Here is a 17403-nt window from a genome sequence, read left to right as displayed (position 1 = left end):
GGTACGGTACCGAGGGCTGGCCCGAAAAAGTATCCGACAGTGACCGCGCTACGTCCGTGTCTAGCCACGAGAGCCAGAGCATTTGCGCCGGACCGAAGGGGAACGGCGAAGAGCATTCCCTCTTTTATATCGCGTCGCTTCATCGCCAGCCCTCTAAACGCCCAGCTCCACAATCACCTGTCACCTGATGCAGTCGGCTAACCTGCCTAACCGATGCCCGACTTGTTGTTCCCGCCTTCTCCAGCTCGCTGGCCGAGACACGCCGCGCAAGATCCGAGGCTCGAACGTAGGCTTTCGAGTTCGGAAAACCATCGGCGTGCATGATGGCTTCGGCGACAAGAGCTATGCTCTCGCCATCAATTCCTTCGACAACGTCGCCCAGCCGGATCACCTGTCGTCCTGAAAGGCTCGCAGCGATGCGCAGCAGCTTCGCCGCTTCTTCGTCCGCAACCAAAGCACCCGTATCGACGGCATCCAGGCGGCATCAAAGCGATTACCGCACGACCGAGAGAATCGCCGAGATGGGACGACGAGACTCCTCCCGACAACGCCGCCCCGGCACCTGCGGGCGATGTCGATACCGCAGAAGGAACGACCGCTCAACTGGGCACGAGTGCTGATGAGATCTCGAGCAAGTCAGCAGGAGAATGCCCTGCCGGCCCTTCAGGGTTACGCCGACTGTATCGGCCATCACAGACGAGAGCACCGTTGGAGTACGTCCGCCAGCGCGGCCACCTCTCTGGCTGCCGGAGCATGTATGCCGCAAGTTCATCCGCCCCTGACCCGGCGCCGCAACTCGTCAACGCGGCTGTCGCCATCGCTGTTGCCTCCGGCGGCAAATCCGCGTCCCCGAACACGGGCAACAGCAGCAACAGCCGAGCGGACGGATCGGCGATCCCGTACTCCACACTCCCCCAGTTGGCGACTCTGGCCAACTCTGACCAGCTCAGCCCTGGGCGGAATTCGTGCCCTCCCACGTTCGCCAGATCCAGTTTGTCCTCCCGACCAGATTGGCACAGGACATATTCCGTGCCCTTCTCGTCGGGCTCGTTCCAGTAAACGACATCGATCTCGTACCCGTCGCGTAGCGAAACCCGAAAGGCCGGCCACGCGTCAGCATCGGTTAGGCGAGCGAAATATTCGAAACAATCTTCTATGTCAACCCCGAAAGCGGAGGCGACCAACGAATCGCGGTGAGGCGCCATCGTTGCGGCCAAGTAAGTTGGCCAGAAGAGCGTATCGCTCAACATAGGCGCGCCATCGATTATGGGAAGATCCTCATACCCGGCAATCATCACGCCTTAGATCATGCCACCCCATGGTGGATCAGAAAAGCTGAACCTACGGCTGGTGGCAACTGGGCCCTGCCACAAGCAGTCCGTCACCGCATGTGATCGCCTGGTTGCGGCAGCGGCCGAAGAGCGCCACAACAAGCGGTGCCGTATCGACTGGCGACTGTGCAGCGAGCGTGCGTGCGAACGGTGCCGCATCGTCGTACCGATGCGGCACCGTTCGCCGCTACGCGGACTCAGCCCGCGCAGCGCCTTCTTACCCCGACAACCGATGTGGCTGCCGACACCCGGTTACGGACCGGGCGCGGGCGCTGGCGCCGGGTTCGGTACTCCTGGAGCTGCAGGAGCCGTAGATGCGGGGGGTGACATCCAGGGCATGAAGGGCCGCCAGAAAGCGTTGTGCTTCGTGGTTCCTCTCGACCTTGGAGCGTACCTGCCACCAAGCTCCATTCTCGGACCCAGTTCGGCATTGCAGATATACAAACAGACGCTACGAGACGCCCCGCCCTCGACAATTACCTCACCGTCGCCCAGGCCATCGATAATAGATTCCTCGGCATGCACCCCTTCACCCGAGCTCTTGACGTACTCGACTGGGATCTCGCCCCCGTAGACTGCCCGGATCTTCTCCTCCCAGCCCTCCGGCAACACGTCTTCATTAGGATCCGCTTGGGAAACCGAAACCTTGATCTTGTAAGTATTCGTTTCTGAGTCCCACACCTTGATCACGGCGGTGGTTCCGTTGGCGGCCAACCAAGGCCTCCTGCCGTCGTTCAGCTCCTTCGCGAGATCGGCGGCCTGCTCGGCCCCCTCCTCAGTGCCGTGAACTCCAGCCTGGTCTGCCCTATCGTCGGCGGACAGCTCACCATCGCCCACGTTCGCCAAGAGCGCCGAGATTCCCACGACGGCCGCGACAACCCCGAGCACGATGAGGACTGGCGCAGCCGCAACCACGGCCGCTTCCGCTGCAGCTACAGCAGCCGCGGCGCCGGCAGCAGCGCCCAGGGCCGGACCGATGGGTACTGCATCATGCCCGTCGATCTCCACCCTGCTGATCGGGTTGCCGCCGCCAAAGGCGTATCGGTTGCCGGACCAGGGGTCGAAGCCGAGTTTCAGATCCGAGAGTGCGCCGTTGTAGCTGTCCCGGGTCAGGAATCGGTTCAACCCTGGGCTGTAGTTGCGGAAGCCCATGTCGTACGACTGCGAGTTCTGGTCCCAGCGTTTGGCGTTGAACCGGTAGGCGTTGTACGACTCCTTGGTCGGGTCGGCCGCGTCCGGCTTGTCGATGCCGGTGAATTGGGCATCGTCGTTCTTGCCGTAGGCGGTGTAGCCGTAGGTAGCCTTGGTGTCACCGGACTTGTCGGTCAACGTCTCGACATCTGTGTGCGGGTTGTAGCCGTAGTAGGCGTCCTCGTCCGTGCCATCCGCGTTGTGGGTTACCTGCGACAGCCGCTGGCCCCACGGCGAGTACTGGTAGGACTTGGTCAGCTTTCCGGCGACCTCCTCGTTGAGAACCTCCGTCGAGAGGCCGAGGTAGTTGAACGTGGTGGTCTTCTCCTTGGCGCCGCCGGCGTCCGTGGTCTTGGTCGCCGTCCGGTCCATCGGATCGAAGGTGTACTTGGTCGTCGAGGTGCTGGTGCCGTTGTTCTTCCGGTTCTCGACGATGTGGTCGAACCCGTCGTACACGTTCCGCTCGATCACGGTGCCGGCAGCGGTGACGGTGTCCAGGCGGCCGAACGGGTCGTAGTTGTACGACGCCGTAGAGCCACCGGTCACCGCGGTGAGCAGCCGGTTCCGCTCGTAGTTGAAGGTGGTCGACGTGCCCTTCACCGTCTGGCTGGTGACGTTGTTGTTCGCGTCGTGCACGTAGGTTTCCGTGCCGGCGCCGTCACCGGTCTTCGTCAGCGAGGCCAGCCGGTCCCGCGGGTCGTAGGTAAAGTCGCTGGTGGTGGTCAGATAGACGCCATGGTTGTCGGCGTTCATCTTCTTGGTGACGTCGTGCGAGCGGTTGCCGTTGAGGTCGTAGTCGACGGTCGAATCAGAGACCAGGATCCCGTTGGCCTTCTTCTCCGTCTGGGACTTCAGCCCCCCGTCCAGGAAGTAGGTGTAGTCGACGGTGTTGCCGTTACCCTTGACCTCCCTGAGCTTCTCGCCCCGGTCGGTGTAGGTGTACGTCGTCACCTTCGGCGATGCGTCGGTGGCCGACTTGCCGTTGGTCACCTTCGACACCAGGTCGCGCTCGTCGTATGTGTAGGACGAGTACTGCTTGTCGTGGTCGGTGGTCAGCGGCGCACTGTTCTCGTTGTAGGTGAACGACGTCGAGTTCACCTCCGAGCCCGACTTCGACTCGGTGACCTTCTCGACCTGGTTCAACTCGGTGTACGTCACCGTGTAGGTGTCGACCCGGGCACCCGGAGAGGCGTCCGTGATCGTGGTCAGGTTGCCGTTGGTGTCGTACCGGTAGCTGTAGTCGTGCTTCTCGTTGTCGACGTCGGCCGAGTTGTCCCGGACGAGCTTCACCGCGTCGGCGACGACCGTGCCGGTGGCCTGGTCCGACAGCGTCACCTTCTGGGCGTTGCCCTCGGCGAAGCTGTACGAGCCGAGGCTGACCCAGGTGCCGGCACCGGCGGTCTGGTTGACCGTCTTCACCGCTGGACCTGCGCTGGAGGTGACCGTGTACTTCGCGTCGGTTGCTGCCCCGGCCACCGTCGGGAAACGGGCGTACACCTGGTAGGTGCCCGACTGGGGCACGTTCAACTGCCAGGTGAACGCATTGGTGCCCGTGCCGGCCGCGTGGGTGGCGTAGGTCGAGCCGTACTTGTTGGTAGCGGTGTTGGCCGCCGGCCAGGTCCCCGTGGCGCTGGTGTTGTTGAAGTCGGAGTTGTCGGCCAGCACCACCTGCTTGCCGACCGGCACCCCGTCGTCGGACCGGGCCTTCAGCTTGCCGTCCGGGAAGTAGGACCAGTTCATGGTCCGGTTGGAGGAGCCACCCGCGGACGCCAAGGTCCGGGCCGTCTGCGCGCCCAGTTCGTTGTAGTCGTACGAGGTGACGATGTCCCACGGGTCCGAGGAGTTCTTCGTCCACCCGTTGTCGTAGTAGTTGTAGGTGGTGTCGTTCCGCACCGACTGGCCCGCCGACGGCGGCGCGGACATCGTCGCCAACCGGCCCACCTCGTCGTATGCGTAGGTGGTCTTGTCCGGCGTGGTGTAGCGGGAGTCGTCCTTGTCGTACGCCGACTGGGTCTCCTTCACCCGGTTCAGCGCGTCGTAGACCGTGACCTGGGCGAAGTCGTCCGGGTCGTCGGTGGTCGCCACACCCCGCGGGCTGATGACCTTGGTCGTGTTGCCCGCCTGGTCGTACTCGTACTTCGTGGTCCGGTACGAGATGGTCCCGGCGTCGTTCTTGTACGGCACCTTGATCTCGGAAGGTTTGCCCCGACGATCGAGGGTCATCAGTGTGGTGTTGCCGAGCTGATCGGTGCTCGCGGTGACCAGTCCGTCCTTGTCGTAGGTGCTGCTGGTGAACTTGCCCAGCGCATCCGTGGTCTTCGTGACGCGGTGCGCCAGGTCGTACGTCGCCACGGACGTGTAGTCGAGGGTGTCGGTGGTCGCGTTCTTGCGCGGGTCCACCACCTTCTGCACGTTGCCCACGTTGTCGTACTGATACGTGATCTTGTCGCCCTCGGCGTTCGTCACCGAGGTCAGCTGGTAGATCTCGTCGTACGCATTGGTCGTCAGATAGTCGGTCGCGCCCGAGGTGGGGAGATTGCCGTTCGGCTCTTTCGTGGTGACCAGGTTGCCGACCTTGTCGTACGTGAACGACGTCTTGCGCTCAGGGTCTCCGGCCACGTCGACCGGCGCCTTGGTCCAGGTGAGCTGGTCGGCGGCATCATAGAAGGCCGTGGAGACGGCGCCGTTCGGCGCGGTCGACTGGGTCACGTTGTCGTTCGTGTCGTAGATCGGCGCCGGCGTGGTGATGTACACCCCGGCGGCCTGGTCCTTCGGCGTCCTGCTGTCCAAGGGACGGCCGAAGGTGTCGTACGCCTGAGTCCTGCTCTTGCCCAGCGCGTCGGTGACCTTGGTGACCTGGCCACGGACGTCGTAGACGAAGGTGGTCGCCTTGCTCAGTGCGTCCGTGATCGTCTGCGGGTAGCCGTTGGGGTCGTAACTGCTGTACTTGGTGCCGTTGCCGTTGGCGTCCTTCGCCGTGTCGAGCTGCCCCCAGGCGTCGTAGGTGTTGGTGGTGGTGTAGTCGCCGGCCGTTGGGGTCGAGTTGCCCATCGGGTCGGTGACGCTCGCCAGGTCACCCGCGGTCGTGTAGCCGAAGCTCCACTTGCGTCCCTCGGGGCTGGTCTTGGTCGCGAGGTCGGCGACGTAGCCGTTGAGCTGGCGCTGGTAGGTCAACACCGTGCCCGGCGTGCCGTTCTTGACCGCCTCGGCGTCCTTCAGCTCGGTCGGGTAGCCGGTCTTGGCGTCGTACGTCCAGGTCGAGACTGCGCCGTTGTTCTCCTCCAGCCGGGTGACGTTGTGGTCGTCGTCCCAGCCGAGCTTGGTGGTCTCGTTCTTGGCGTTGGTGGTCTCGATGGGCCGGCCGTAGCCGTCCTGGAGATAGACGGTGGAGTGGTTCTCCGCGTCCGTGACCGTCGTGCGGATGTTGTCGGTGGCGTCCGGGTCCACGTAGGCGAACTGGGTCAGGTTGGCCTTGTCGTTCCGGTCGGTGTAGTGCTTGGTCCGCCAGTGCCACTTCGGGTCGTCGCCGGTCTGGGGGTAGTGGTAGGCCAACTCCGTGGCGTTGCCTCGCGGGTCGGTGACCTTGACGAGCTTGACGTTCTTGTTCCCCTGGGTCATGTCGTAGGCGAACTTGAACGTCTTCGGCGCGCCCATGGGGCCGCTGGAGCCGAACCCGTCGACCAGCTCGCCGAGCAGACCCTTGTCCGTGTAGGTGAAGGTCATCTTCCGACCGGAGATGTCCGTGACCTGCTTGACGTGGTCGATGATCTTCGGGTTGGTCAGGTTGGTCGCCCCGGACACCCGGGCCCAGGTGGTGTCGTTGATGTAGTCGTAGGTCTGACCCTTGGCGTAGTAGTCGATCGTCAGGGTCTTCCGGCCGGCCGCGTCGGTGATGTACCGGAGGAACTTGGTCGGCTTGTTGTTCGACTTCCGCTCCTCGTAGGTGAACGTCATCGTGTTGCCGTTCTTGTCCACCGTGCTGGTGAGGAAGCCCTCGCAGTCGTAGTAGAACTGCGTGCGGTCCGGCTTGGTCAGCCGCCAGGCCTTCGGCTCCTGCGTGTTGGGCCGGCAGTCCGTGGGGGTGACCTTCTCCAGGTAGAGGTGCACGCCCTTGGGGCTCTTCCACGTCGAGGTGGCCGAGTCCCAGGTGAACCAGTGGCTGGTGCCGTCACCATCGGTCATGGTGATCTTGGTGGGGTTCGGGTTGGGGTGGAAGTCCAGCGGGCTGCCCAGCCGCATCAGCGACGAGGCCTGCAGGGACCAGCCGTACCCGGCGACGGTGTCGGAGGTGTCCAACGAGTTGTAGGACATCCGGACGAACGTCGACAGGCCCCGCGACGGGTTGCTCAACGCGTCGTACGACCACACCGTGTTGCCGGAGTGCAGGTTGTTCATCAGGGTGCCGCCGGCACCGGTGTTCTTCCCCGCGTACGAGTAGAACTTTTCCAGACCGAGCTGGTCCGAGGTCGGCTCCACCACCGCGACGTTCTGCGGCAGGGCAGCGATCGGCGCAAGGTCCGACAGCCACTGCTGGGTCAGTTTGTTGCGTAGCTGCCAGCGCAGCACGTAGTCGGTGCGCTTGTTGCCCTCGGTGGTGCTGGCCGGTGTCTTCACCTGCGCGGTCATGTCCACGGTGCCGCCGGCCGGAATGTCCGCCGGCAGCGGGGTGGCGACCGTCGCGTTGGCGTCGTTCACCGGCTCGCCGTTGGCCCGGGTCCACTGGTACGCCAGCTCCCAGTCCGTCGTCTTCCAGGTCGCCTGCGTCGGGTTCGACACCGACACCGGGGCGGTGTAGGTCGACGCCGGGGCCACGTTCGTCGGCGTCTTGGCGGCGTAGTAGGTCGACTCTGGCGTCTGCTCCAGGTAGGTGACCTCCAGCGTCGGCTCGAACATCGAGTCCTCGGCCTCGGAGGCGAGCATCATCATGCGGGCGTTCTGGTTGACCTCGTCGCGCATCCGCAGCAGCAGGCCATTGTTGGCGCTGGGCGTGGCGACCCAGCCCTTCACCGGGCTGGTGACGTCCCAGGTCTCCCACTCGGGGTCGTTGGTGAAGCCGTTGAAGCCCGCCTTCCACGAGGTGTCGTAGTCACCGCCGGCGGTCCACGCGTTGGTGCCGTCGTAGGTGTTCCAGGTGGCGGACCCCTCGGTGAAGCTCCGGTTCAGCTTGTAGACGTCGACGTACTGGCTCTGGTCGGTCCCCGGCTGAAGGGAGATGTTCCACATCCGCAGCTGGGCACCGGTGACCTGGGCGTTGGTCGGGATCGCCCCGGCCAGGCTGGACCACTTCACCACGCCACGGGTGACACCGTAGGTCGGGGAGTTGTTGCCCACGCCGATGTACGGGTCACCGTCGTAGACGTTGACGTTGGTGGTCTTCAGCGCCTGCGACAAGGTGGTGTCGGTGACCCCGGTCCGGAAGATCTTGGTGATCTGGCCGGCCTTGGGCAGCATGGCGGGCACCGTCGGCCCGGCCACGAGTTGCCCGTCGGCCGTCTTGGCCACGACCATGTAGTAGTAGAACTGCCGGTCCATCGGGTTGGTCTTGTCCGCGGGCGTCGGCGTGGCGGTGGTGTCCTGGAAGGACAGCGTGCTCGTCGAGACCGGGGCGATCAGCGTCGCCGCCGTCGGGGTGTAGGTCTGGTTCGGGCTGCGGTGCACCTGGTACTCGACGACATCGTCGGCGGTGCCGGCCTGCCCGTCCGGGTCCTTGTACTTCGGCCAGTCCAGCACCGCGCCGGTCGACGTGATCGTGGTCGGTGGGTTCACCGTCACGCCGGGCCGGCCGTACGTGACGACGAGCTTCGGCAGGTTGTAGTCCCGCCGGTCGTTCATGTAGGCGTACTCGGAGGCCTCGAAGATCGCGCCCCCCTGCTTGGCCAGCGACTCGTTCTTGGCCTTCAGCATCACGCCGTGGTTGGGCTGGGTGCCGCTCGCCCACTGCTGCACGAGGCCGCGGACGGGGAACGACAGCCAGGTGCTGGAATGCGACGCCTCCTTGAGCGCGCCGTTCTTGCTGAACCGCACGGCGTCGGCGATGACGGCCTTGTTGGCCTGGTCGCCGAGCACGACCTTGCCGGTGGTGCCCGCGTCGAACGGGTAGAAGCCCAGGGTGACCCATCCGCCCGTGCCGGTCGGCGTCCGCTGGTCGACCGGCACCGTCTTACTGCCACCCTTGTGGTACACGGTGTACGGCGCGACATCCGCCCGGTCGGAGGCTCCGACGTAGTGCGCCTCGACCTTGTACTCGCCCGCCTCGGTGATGTTCGGCGTGTACGTGTACGTGTCCCCGGTGATCGCGTCACTGTTGACCCGGTAGTCCTTGCCCACCGCGTAGGCCGTGAGGTTGCTGGTGGAGGCGTTCCACGTGCCCTTGGCCGTGGCGTTGGTGTCGCCGTCGTCCACGGTGACGATGGTGCCGGGCAGCGACGTGTCGCCGGCCGCGTTCATGGTGGTCCATGTCGCGGAGTCCTCGGTCCAGCTCGTCTTGACCCGCTGGACCTCCATCGGCACGTCGTTGGCGTAGATGCCGTCCAGGCTCTGGTCGTAGTAGACCATCACCTCGGCGTCGTCGATCGGCGTGTTCGCCGGGATCTGGCTCACGTCGAACTTCAGCAGGGAACGCCAGGTCGCGTCCGTGCCGGTACCCACCTTCAGTTGGTAGGTGCTCTTGAAGTTGGCGGCAGGTGCGCCCGACGAGATCTGCACGTCCTGGCCGTCGATCGGCACTGGCTGGATCTTGATGGTCGGGTCGATCACCACCGGGTACGTCCGGGCCTTGTCGCGCAGCCACGAGGCGTCCGCCGAGACGGTCACCGTGGTCTGCCCGTACATCTGCTGGACCCGTTGGCTGACCGCCGTGCTGGTGGCCGGGGTCTTGGCGCTGTCGTACATGTACGCCGGCGGCATGACCAGCACCGGGTCACCGCCGTCGGGCCGGACGAACGCGATCGAGCCGTCCGCTCGCGGCTGCGCCACCAGGCCCTCGGTGTCGAGGGTGAAGGTGTACGAGACCGGGCCCTCCGGAGCCTGGCGCAGCACGATCTTCTCTTTCAGCGCGGCGGCGGTGACGTCGTAGACCAGGTCGGCGCCACCGGCCAGACCGGGATAGGTCACCGTGGAGCCGTCGACCTTCGGTGCGGCGGTCCGTTCGCCACCGGCGAGACCCAGCTGGACCGCGCGGCCGTCCCGCTCGAAGCGCACCAGGTTGTCGGTACGCCCCCCGAAGAGGCTGGTGAAGCTGTTGGTTGAGTTCTGCTGGACGTACCCGTCCCGGGTGGCCGGCCGTACCCGTGTGTCGATCGGCTGCCAGTGACCCTTGGCGTCCCGGTAGTTCATCGGCAGCGCCGAGAGCTCGGCCTGAAGCCGTCCGTCGGAGAGCTGGAAGACCCGCCCGTTGGCGGTCCGCCTGTCCGGGACCTCCCGGACCCGCTTCGGCGTGGGCAACTTCTTCGCCGCCGGTGGTTGCTCGCTCAGCGACAGCCCGGCGCTGACCACCTCCGGCTCGGCGCCGCGCGGACCGCCGTTCACCAACTGTCGGGCCGCGCCGCCCAGCCGGGAGAGCAGGCCCTCATCGTCCTTGGCCTCGGCCACCTGGTCGGTGCGCTGGGGAGTGCGGTCCGGTAGGACCTCCATCCCGCCCAGCGTGGCCACCATCGCCAGCGCCAGTCCCCCGATCAGGGGACCTCGTGATCGTCTTTTCACCCGTAACCCTCCGACCGTTCGTATGCACAACGGGTGAAGGCTAGAAACGAGGAATACTCAGCGAGCTATCTCCCAGATACCTTCCAGGTTTGATCGCCATCACTGCGCCGAGCAGCGGAAAGGCCCTACCCGGCCGGCCGGCATACCGCGCGCATACTCCTCGGGAGCGGGTCCGTCGGTGATGACGATGAGGCCGGGACGGCGGGAGAGCACGGCCGTTCAGGCAGCGACCGGAGGGTGGGCCCGTCGGCCGGTCAGTGGGCGCGTTGGCGTGGACGTCAGGACGGCCAGTTCGGCGGCGTAGTCGCGGACCAGGGCGGGCAGCGTGTAGCGACCGGCGGCGCCCCGATGGACGAGGTGCGCGTCGACCAGTCCCTCCAGGGCGCGGCGTAACCGCTGGGTGGAGACCCCGAGCTGCGTCGCGGCCCGGTCCAGCAGGGCCGGATGGTCCGGTTGGATGGCGAGCAGTTCCAGGAGTCGCCCGGCCACCTCGTCGTCGGAACGAACCGCGGCGACACCGACGGCGATGCTCGCCCGCACCGAGAGGTCCTCATAGGCCAGCAGGTCCAACCGGTCGGGCCCGTGGCGCAGATCGCTGACCAGGCCGGCCACCGGCATCGCCGGGCACCCGGCCAGGCGGCTCCCCGCGATCCGCAGCGCCAGCACCGAACCGGCGCAGAGTCGCGCCAGTTCCGCCGCGGCCGCCGGATCGGCGACCAGCCGCTCCGGACCCGCGAAGGCGGCCAGCAAATCATGCGCCGGGACTCCGTCCAGCGGGCGCAGCGTTACCCGGCGTACGCCGTCCAGGCTGCCGAGGTGCCGCTGACCGACGACGATGAGGGCCGGCCCGGGACCGGCGGGGAGCAGCGGTCGCACCTGGGCGGCTCGGGTGACCCCGTCGACGACGAGCAGCAGCCGCCGCCTCGCCACGAGGGAGCGGAACCAGCCGGCCCGCTCGTCGGTGTTGGCGGGGACGTCCGCTGGGGCGACACCGAGTGCGCGCAGCACCCGGGCCAGCACCTCGCCCGGCGTCACCGCGTTTTCGTAGCCGAGGTCGACGAAGACCTGCCCGTCCGGAAAGTCGCCGGCCACGATGTGCGCGGCGCGTACCACCAGGGCGGTCTTGCCACTGCCCGCCGCGCCGGCGACGACCACGGCGGCCGGCGTCGCACCGGCGAGGGCGGCCACCACCTCGGCGGCTTCCCCGGTACGGCCCACGAACGTCGCCGGGGTGGCGGGCAGTTCCCGGGGCACTGTCCAGCCGGGAGCGGGTCGTGTCTGCGCGGGCGGCGTGGTGACGATCGGCGCTGCCGCCGGGATGTACGCGAGCTCCGGCGCCCGGCCGAGCATCGCACGGTGCAGGCCGACCAGTTCCTTGCCCGGTTCGATGCCAAGCTGCTCGTGCAGGGTCGCACGGGCGTCCCGGAAGACGGTGAGCGCGGCCGGCACGTCCCCGCAGCGGTAGAGCGCCAACATCAACTGCCCCCAGGCCCGCTCCCGCAACGGGTGGGCGGCGAGGTGTCCCCGCAGTTCGGGCAGCAGGTGGCCGTGCTGCCCGGCGGCCAGCCGCGCTTCGGCCAGTTCCTCGAACACCTGGAGCCGCTGCTCGTCGAGGGTGGTCCAGCGGTTGTCCAGCGCGGTGCCCCGTGGCAGGCCGTCGCCGGACAGACCGCGCCACTGAGCCAACGCGGCACTGAGGGTGGCGATGGCACCGGCGGGCTCGGCCGCGGCCAGAGCACGCCCCTCCCCCGCCAGCCGCTGGAACTCGGCGACATCCAGCTCGCCCGGCGCCAGCCGCAGCTCGTACGCGTTGGGGCGCGCGACCAGGCGGTCCCCCAGCACGCGGCGCAGCGCTGCGGCGTGGGTCCGCAGATTCGCCACGGCGGACGTCGGCGGGGTCTCCGGCCAGACCATCTCCGCCAACCGGGGCAGCGAGACGACATGGTTCGCCTCCATGGCCAGGCCGGCGAGAACAGCGCGCCGCTTCGCCGCGCCGGGTGTGACGGTCCGACCGTCGACGCACAGCTCCACACTGCCCAGAAGCCGAATCTGCAGTTTCATCTCGCCGCTCCCCCGTTGAACTCGAGCGGGCCTCACGCTAGGTGGACGTTACGCACGTAACAAGCCATACGGGCAGTGCATGAGCGTGACGAATATCAATGCCTTGAGTCGGGGTGTCCCCGTAACGAAGAGACGACCGGAAGCGCTCCCGGCACGGCCGGTCGGTCAACGACGCAGGGTGAGGATCAGGTCGGCGACCAGGGCCGTCCAGCCGGTCTGGTGCCAGGCACCCAGCCCGGCCCCGTTGTCGCCGTGGAAGTACTCGGGGAAGGCGATCAGGTCCCGCCAGTCGGGGTGGGTCTGAAAGATCCGGCACGCGCCGTAGATGGGGCGTCGACCCCAGTCGTCCTGTGTGAAGAGCGAGATCAGCCGCGCGGAGAGGTCGTCGGCGATTTCGTCCAGCGTCCGCTTCACACCGGAGCGGGTCGGGTACTCCACCTGGAGGTCGTCGCCGAAGAACGAGGCGTAGTCGCGCAGCGCGCTGATGAGCAGGAAGTTCGTCGGCATCCAGATCGGACCGCGCCAGTTCGAGTTGCCGCCGAACAGCCCGCTGGTCGACTCCGCCGGCTCGTAGCCGACGGAGAAGTCCTGCCCGCCGAGCGTGACCGAGAACGGCTTGTCCAGGTGCGCGCGGGACAGCGTACGCAGGCCGAAGTCAGAGAGGAACTCGTCGGGATCGAGCATCCGGGCGAGCAGCCGGACCACCTGCTCCGGGCCGACCATGGACAGCAACCGCTGCTGGCGGCCGTCCGGGCCCAGACGGCGGGTGCCGATCACCTCGGCGTACTCCGGGCGGTTGGTGAGGAACCAGCGCAGCCGGGCGCCCAGCTCCGGCAGCCGGTGCAGGGTCTTCGCGGTCAGCCGGGTGGTGGCGGCCAGCGGCAGCAGCCCGACCACCGAGCGGACCTTCAACGGCACCTTCGTGCCGTCGGCGAGCCGCAGCACGTCGTAGAAGAAGGCGTCCTCGTCGTCCCACAACCCCTGCTCGTACGCGGCGGCGGCGATGTACGCGAAGTGCTCGAAGAACTTGGTGGCCGTGTCCACCCAGGTCCGGTCGTGCTCGGCCAGCACGATCGCCATGTCCAGCAGGTTGAGCGCGTACATGGCCATCCAGCCGGTGCCGTCGGACTGCTCCAGCACCCCGGCCACCGGCAGCGCCGCCGACCGGTCGAACGGCCCCACGTTGTCCAGCCCGAGGAAGCCGCCCTCGAAGACGTTGTTGCCGCCGGTGTCCTTGCGGTTGACCCACCAGGTGAAGTTGATCAGCAGCTTGTGCATCACCCGGGCCAGGAACTCGTAGTCCCGACCGCCGTCGATCTCGAACACCTTGAGCGCCGCCCAGGCGTGCACCGGCGGGTTCACGTCACCGAACGCCCACTCGTACGCCGGGATCTGCCCGTTGGGGTGCAGGTACCACTCGCGCAGCAGGAGCAGCAACTGCTCCTTGGCGAAGCCGGGATCGACGCGGGCGATGCTCACACAGTGGAAGGCCAGGTCCCAGGCCGCGTACCAGGGGTACTCCCACGGGTCGGGCATCGAGATGACGTCGAAGCTGGTCATGTGCCACCAGGCGCTGTTGCGCCCGTGCCGCCGCCCCGCCGGCGGCGGCGACGAGCCCGGGTCGCCTTCCAGCCAGCGTTTGACGTCGAAGTGGTAGAACTGCTTGCCCCACATCAGCCCGGCGATGGCCTGCCGGGCCACCAGCGCCTCGTCCGGGGTCGCTGCCTCCGGGATCACGCCGGCGAAGAAGCGGTTCGCCTCGGCCCGCCGCGCCCACACCACCGCCTCGAAACCGTCGCCCAGGTCCGCGCGGGGCGGCGGGGCGGCGGCCGGCGGCGACGCGGTGCGCGTCAGGCGCAGCCGGATCTGGCGCTGACCGCCGGCCGGCACGTCGAGGACGTAGTGCAGCGCGCCCTTGGTGCCCTCCCCCGCCGGGTTGACCGTGGCAGCGCCGTTGACCACGTGGTCGTTGATGCCGTCCTTCGGATAGGGGGACCGGCCGGGCAGGCCCCACAGCCGCTCGGCGTTGGTGTCGTTGTCGCAGAGCAGCGGCACCGGATCACCGTCACCCTCCAGCAGCAGTTGACCGAGCACCCAGTGCTCGCCGACCAGCCGGGCGCCCTCGCCGGTCAGCCGGGGGATCCGGTCACCGCCGGGCAGCCCCCACGCCCAGGTGTTGCGGAACCACAGGCTGGGCAGCACGTGCAGGGTGGCCGCCCGGTCGCCCCGGTTGGCGACGGTCACCACCATGCACAGGTCCGTCGGGGACGCCTTCGCGTAGTCGACCGTCACCGCCCAGTACCGGTCGTCGTCGAAGATCCCGGTGTCCACCAGCTCGTACTCGGTGTCGTCCCGGCCGCGCAGCGCGTTCACCGCGACCAGTTCGTCGTACGGGAAGGCTGCCTGCGGGTAGTGGTAGCGCCAGCGCATCCAGGAGTGGGTGGGCGTGGAGTCCTCGTACCACCAGTACTCCTTGACGTCCTCGCCGTGGTTGCCGCCGTCGCCGCCGAGGCCGAACATCCGCTCCTTGAGGATCGGGTCCTTGCCGTTCCACAGCGCGAGGGCGAACGCGAACGTCTGCCGGTCGTCGCAGACGCCGGCCATCCCGTCTTCGTTCCACCGGTAGGCTCTGGACCGCGCGTGGTCATGCGGGAAGTAGTCCCAGGCCGTACCGTGCTCGCTGTAGTCCTCCCGTACCGTCCCCCACGCCCGTTCGGACAGATAGGGACCCCATGCGCGCCAGTCCTGCTCCCCCGAGTCGGCCTGAGCGAGTCGGAGTCGCTCGGCGTCTGGTGGCGAGGCGTCGGAGGACGATCGGTCAGTGATCACGTGCATATCTTTGACGTCGCCGCGGTACTTGACCACAGCGGCCATTCTCGTCGTGGCGTGTTACACCCCGCCGCCGGTGGAGGAAAGTTGATCGACATTCACTTCGGCCCGCAGGTCTGTGGCGACCTGACCAGCGCGGCGAGCCGGGAGTGGCTGGTGCCCGACGGGCTCGGCGGGTACGCGATGGGCACGGTCGGCGGGTTGCGGACCCGCCGCTACCACGGTCTGCTGGTGGTGCCGGGTGAGACCCCGGCGTCCCGCCGGGTGGGACTGGTCAGCCTGGACCCGGCGGTCACCCTGCCGTCCGGCGCACGGGTCCGGCTCGGCGCGCACGAGTGGTCCTCCGGCGACGTCGACCCGCGCGGCTTCGAGCTGCTGGAACGCTTCGACCTGGTCGACGGGCTGCCCCGGTGGCGGTGGCGGATCGGCGCGGTGGTGATCGAGCGGGAGCTGGCCATGCTGCCCGGCCGCTCCTGCGTGGCGGTGGTACACCGGCTGGTCGCCGGCGGGCCGGTCCGCCTGGAACTCTCCGCCGCCTGCACGTGGCGTGACGCGCACGGCGAGCGGCGCGCCGACGGCCCGACGCCGCAGGTCGAGCCGGTCACCGACGGCGCGGTGGTCGAGGGCGCGTACCGACTCGCCGGCCCCGGCTGGGAGCCCGAGGGGCAGTGGTGGCTGGGCGTGCACCACCGCGAGGAGGCCAGCCGCGGCCTGCACCCGGAAGAGGATCTCTGGTACGCGGGACGCTTCGCCGGCGAGCTGGAGCGCCCCGGCGACACGGTGTCGGTGCGGTCCTGGGCCGGTCGACTCGACGAGGAGCCGCCGCCGGCCGCGGAGATCGTGGCGACGGCCCGACGGCGCAACCGGCAGGTGGTGGCGGCGGCGAAGCCGGCCGACCCGGTGGAGGCGACGCTCGCGTTGGCCGCGGACGCGTTCGTGGTGCGGACGGGCGGCACGGCGGTCGACGTGGTGGCCGGCTACCCGTGGTTCGGCGCCTGGTCGCGGGACACGATGATCTCGTACGAGGGGCTGTTCCTCTGCACCGGCCGCGCCGAGGAGGGTCGGGAGCTGCTGCGGGCGTACGCGGCGACGTTGTCCGAGGGGATGCTCGCCAACACGGCCGACACCGGGCGGGTGGAGTACAACACCGTCGACGGGACCCTGTGGTTCCTGCACGCGGTGAGTCGCCACGTCACGGTCACCGGCGACACCGACCTCGGCGACGAGCTACTGCCCGCGCTGCGCACGGTCGTCGACGCCCACGTGGCGGGCACCCGCTACGGCATCGGGGTCGACCCGGCCGACGGGCTGCTCGCCCAGGGTGCCCCGGGCACCGCGCTGACCTGGATGGACGCCCGCGTGTACGGGGTGCCGGTCACCCCGCGTACCGGCAAGCCCGTCGAGGTCAACGCGTTGTGGATCAACGGGCTGGCCGGGCTCGCCGAGCTGTCCGAGCTGGCCGGGCAGGACGCGGACGAGCTGTGGCGACGGCATGCGCAGGCGAGCGCCTCCTTCCGGGACCGCTACCCGGCCCCGACCGGCTGGCTGCACGACGTGCTGGACGCGCCCGCGCCGGCGTACCCGCTGGGCGGGGCGGCCCTGCATGATGACGACGCGCTGCGCCCCAACCAGTTGCTGGCCTGGTCGCTGCCGTTCGCGCCGCTGGAGCCGGACGAGCCGACGCTGCGGCGGGTCGCGACCGGGCTGTTGACGCCCCTCGGGCCGCGCAGCCTCGCGCCGGATTCGCCGGAGTTCGTGGGCCGGCACCGGGGTGGTCCGGCCGAGCGGGACGGCGGCTACCACCAGGGCACCGTGTGGCCGTGGCTGATCGGCCCGTACGTGGACGCGTGCCGCCGGGGCAAGATGTCGGTCGATGACGCATTCATCGGTATTGAGGCCCATCTGACCGAATATGGGTTAGGCTCGGTGAGCGAGACGGCCGACGGCCTCGCGCCGCACGCCGCGACCGGCTGCCCGTTCCAGGCATGGTCGGTGGCCGAGCTGCTGCGGGTGCGCCGAAAGGGCCAGTAGCGCTTTACACGACCGCAACGGCGGTGTCTCCGCTGGTTATCTCGACCCCGGCAGGATGGTCGGAGATCCAGACGCGACGGTAGGCACCGGCTCCGGTGCCGGTCGGCGCGCGCCCGGGGACAACTCAAAGGGGGCCGCAATGTCACCCGACGCCCACGTGATCGACATCCACCCCGCCCGGCACCTGCGGGTGCTGATGCTCTCCTGGGAGTACCCGCCGGTGCTCGTCGGCGGCCTCGGCCGACACGTCCACGCCCTC

Annotated in this window: 5 protein-coding genes and 1 pseudogene; 2 read left to right on the top strand and 4 right to left on the bottom strand. The window is 68.1% G+C overall.

Annotated features, from left to right (window positions below; genetic code table 11):
- Positions 1-599 precede the first annotated feature (599 nt).
- From ACTWLT_RS21130 to ACTWLT_RS21115, 4 genes are all read right to left on the bottom strand, one after another.
- Positions 600-1298, bottom strand: coding sequence for a hypothetical protein (locus tag ACTWLT_RS21130; RefSeq protein WP_445319868.1), 699 nt, complete (start codon positions 1296-1298; stop codon positions 600-602).
- Positions 1299-1583: 285 nt separating this feature from the next.
- Positions 1584-10223, bottom strand: a complete 8640-nt coding sequence (locus tag ACTWLT_RS21125; protein ID WP_445319867.1) for a golvesin C-terminal-like domain-containing protein — start codon at positions 10221-10223, stop codon at positions 1584-1586.
- 219 nt (positions 10224-10442) lie between these two features.
- A complete protein-coding gene (locus ACTWLT_RS21120; RefSeq protein WP_445319866.1) occupies positions 10443-12284 on the bottom strand; it encodes an AfsR/SARP family transcriptional regulator in 1842 nt (613 codons plus the stop codon).
- A gap of 165 nt (positions 12285-12449) precedes the next feature.
- Positions 12450-15119, bottom strand: a complete 2670-nt coding sequence (locus ACTWLT_RS21115; RefSeq protein WP_445319968.1) for an MGH1-like glycoside hydrolase domain-containing protein — start codon at positions 15117-15119, stop codon at positions 12450-12452.
- A gap of 81 nt (positions 15120-15200) precedes the next feature.
- On the opposite strand from ACTWLT_RS21115, the gene ACTWLT_RS21110 reads away from it, so the two are divergent.
- Both ACTWLT_RS21110 and ACTWLT_RS21105 read left to right on the top strand, forming a co-directional pair.
- Complete coding sequence (locus tag ACTWLT_RS21110; protein ID WP_445319865.1) at positions 15201-17144, top strand: amylo-alpha-1,6-glucosidase; 1944 nt, start codon at positions 15201-15203, stop codon at positions 17142-17144.
- 55 nt (positions 17145-17199) lie between these two features.
- Positions 17200-17403, top strand: a pseudogene (locus tag ACTWLT_RS21105) (glycosyltransferase family 4 protein); the annotation flags it as partial.

It is taken from the genome of Micromonospora yongxingensis, from assembly GCF_052601155.1.
Note: the sequence above shows the minus strand (reverse complement) of the source record. Positions and strands in the feature narration are given on the sequence as shown.

What these genes read in the sequence shown, in the direction of transcription:
- ACTWLT_RS21115 (WP_445319968.1), bottom strand. Translation starts at nt 15,119, where the DNA reads ATGCACGTGATCACTGACCGATCGTCCTCCGACGCCTCGCCACCAGAC.
- ACTWLT_RS21120 (WP_445319866.1), bottom strand. Translation starts at nt 12,284, where the DNA reads ATGAAACTGCAGATTCGGCTTCTGGGCAGTGTGGAGCTGTGCGTCGAC.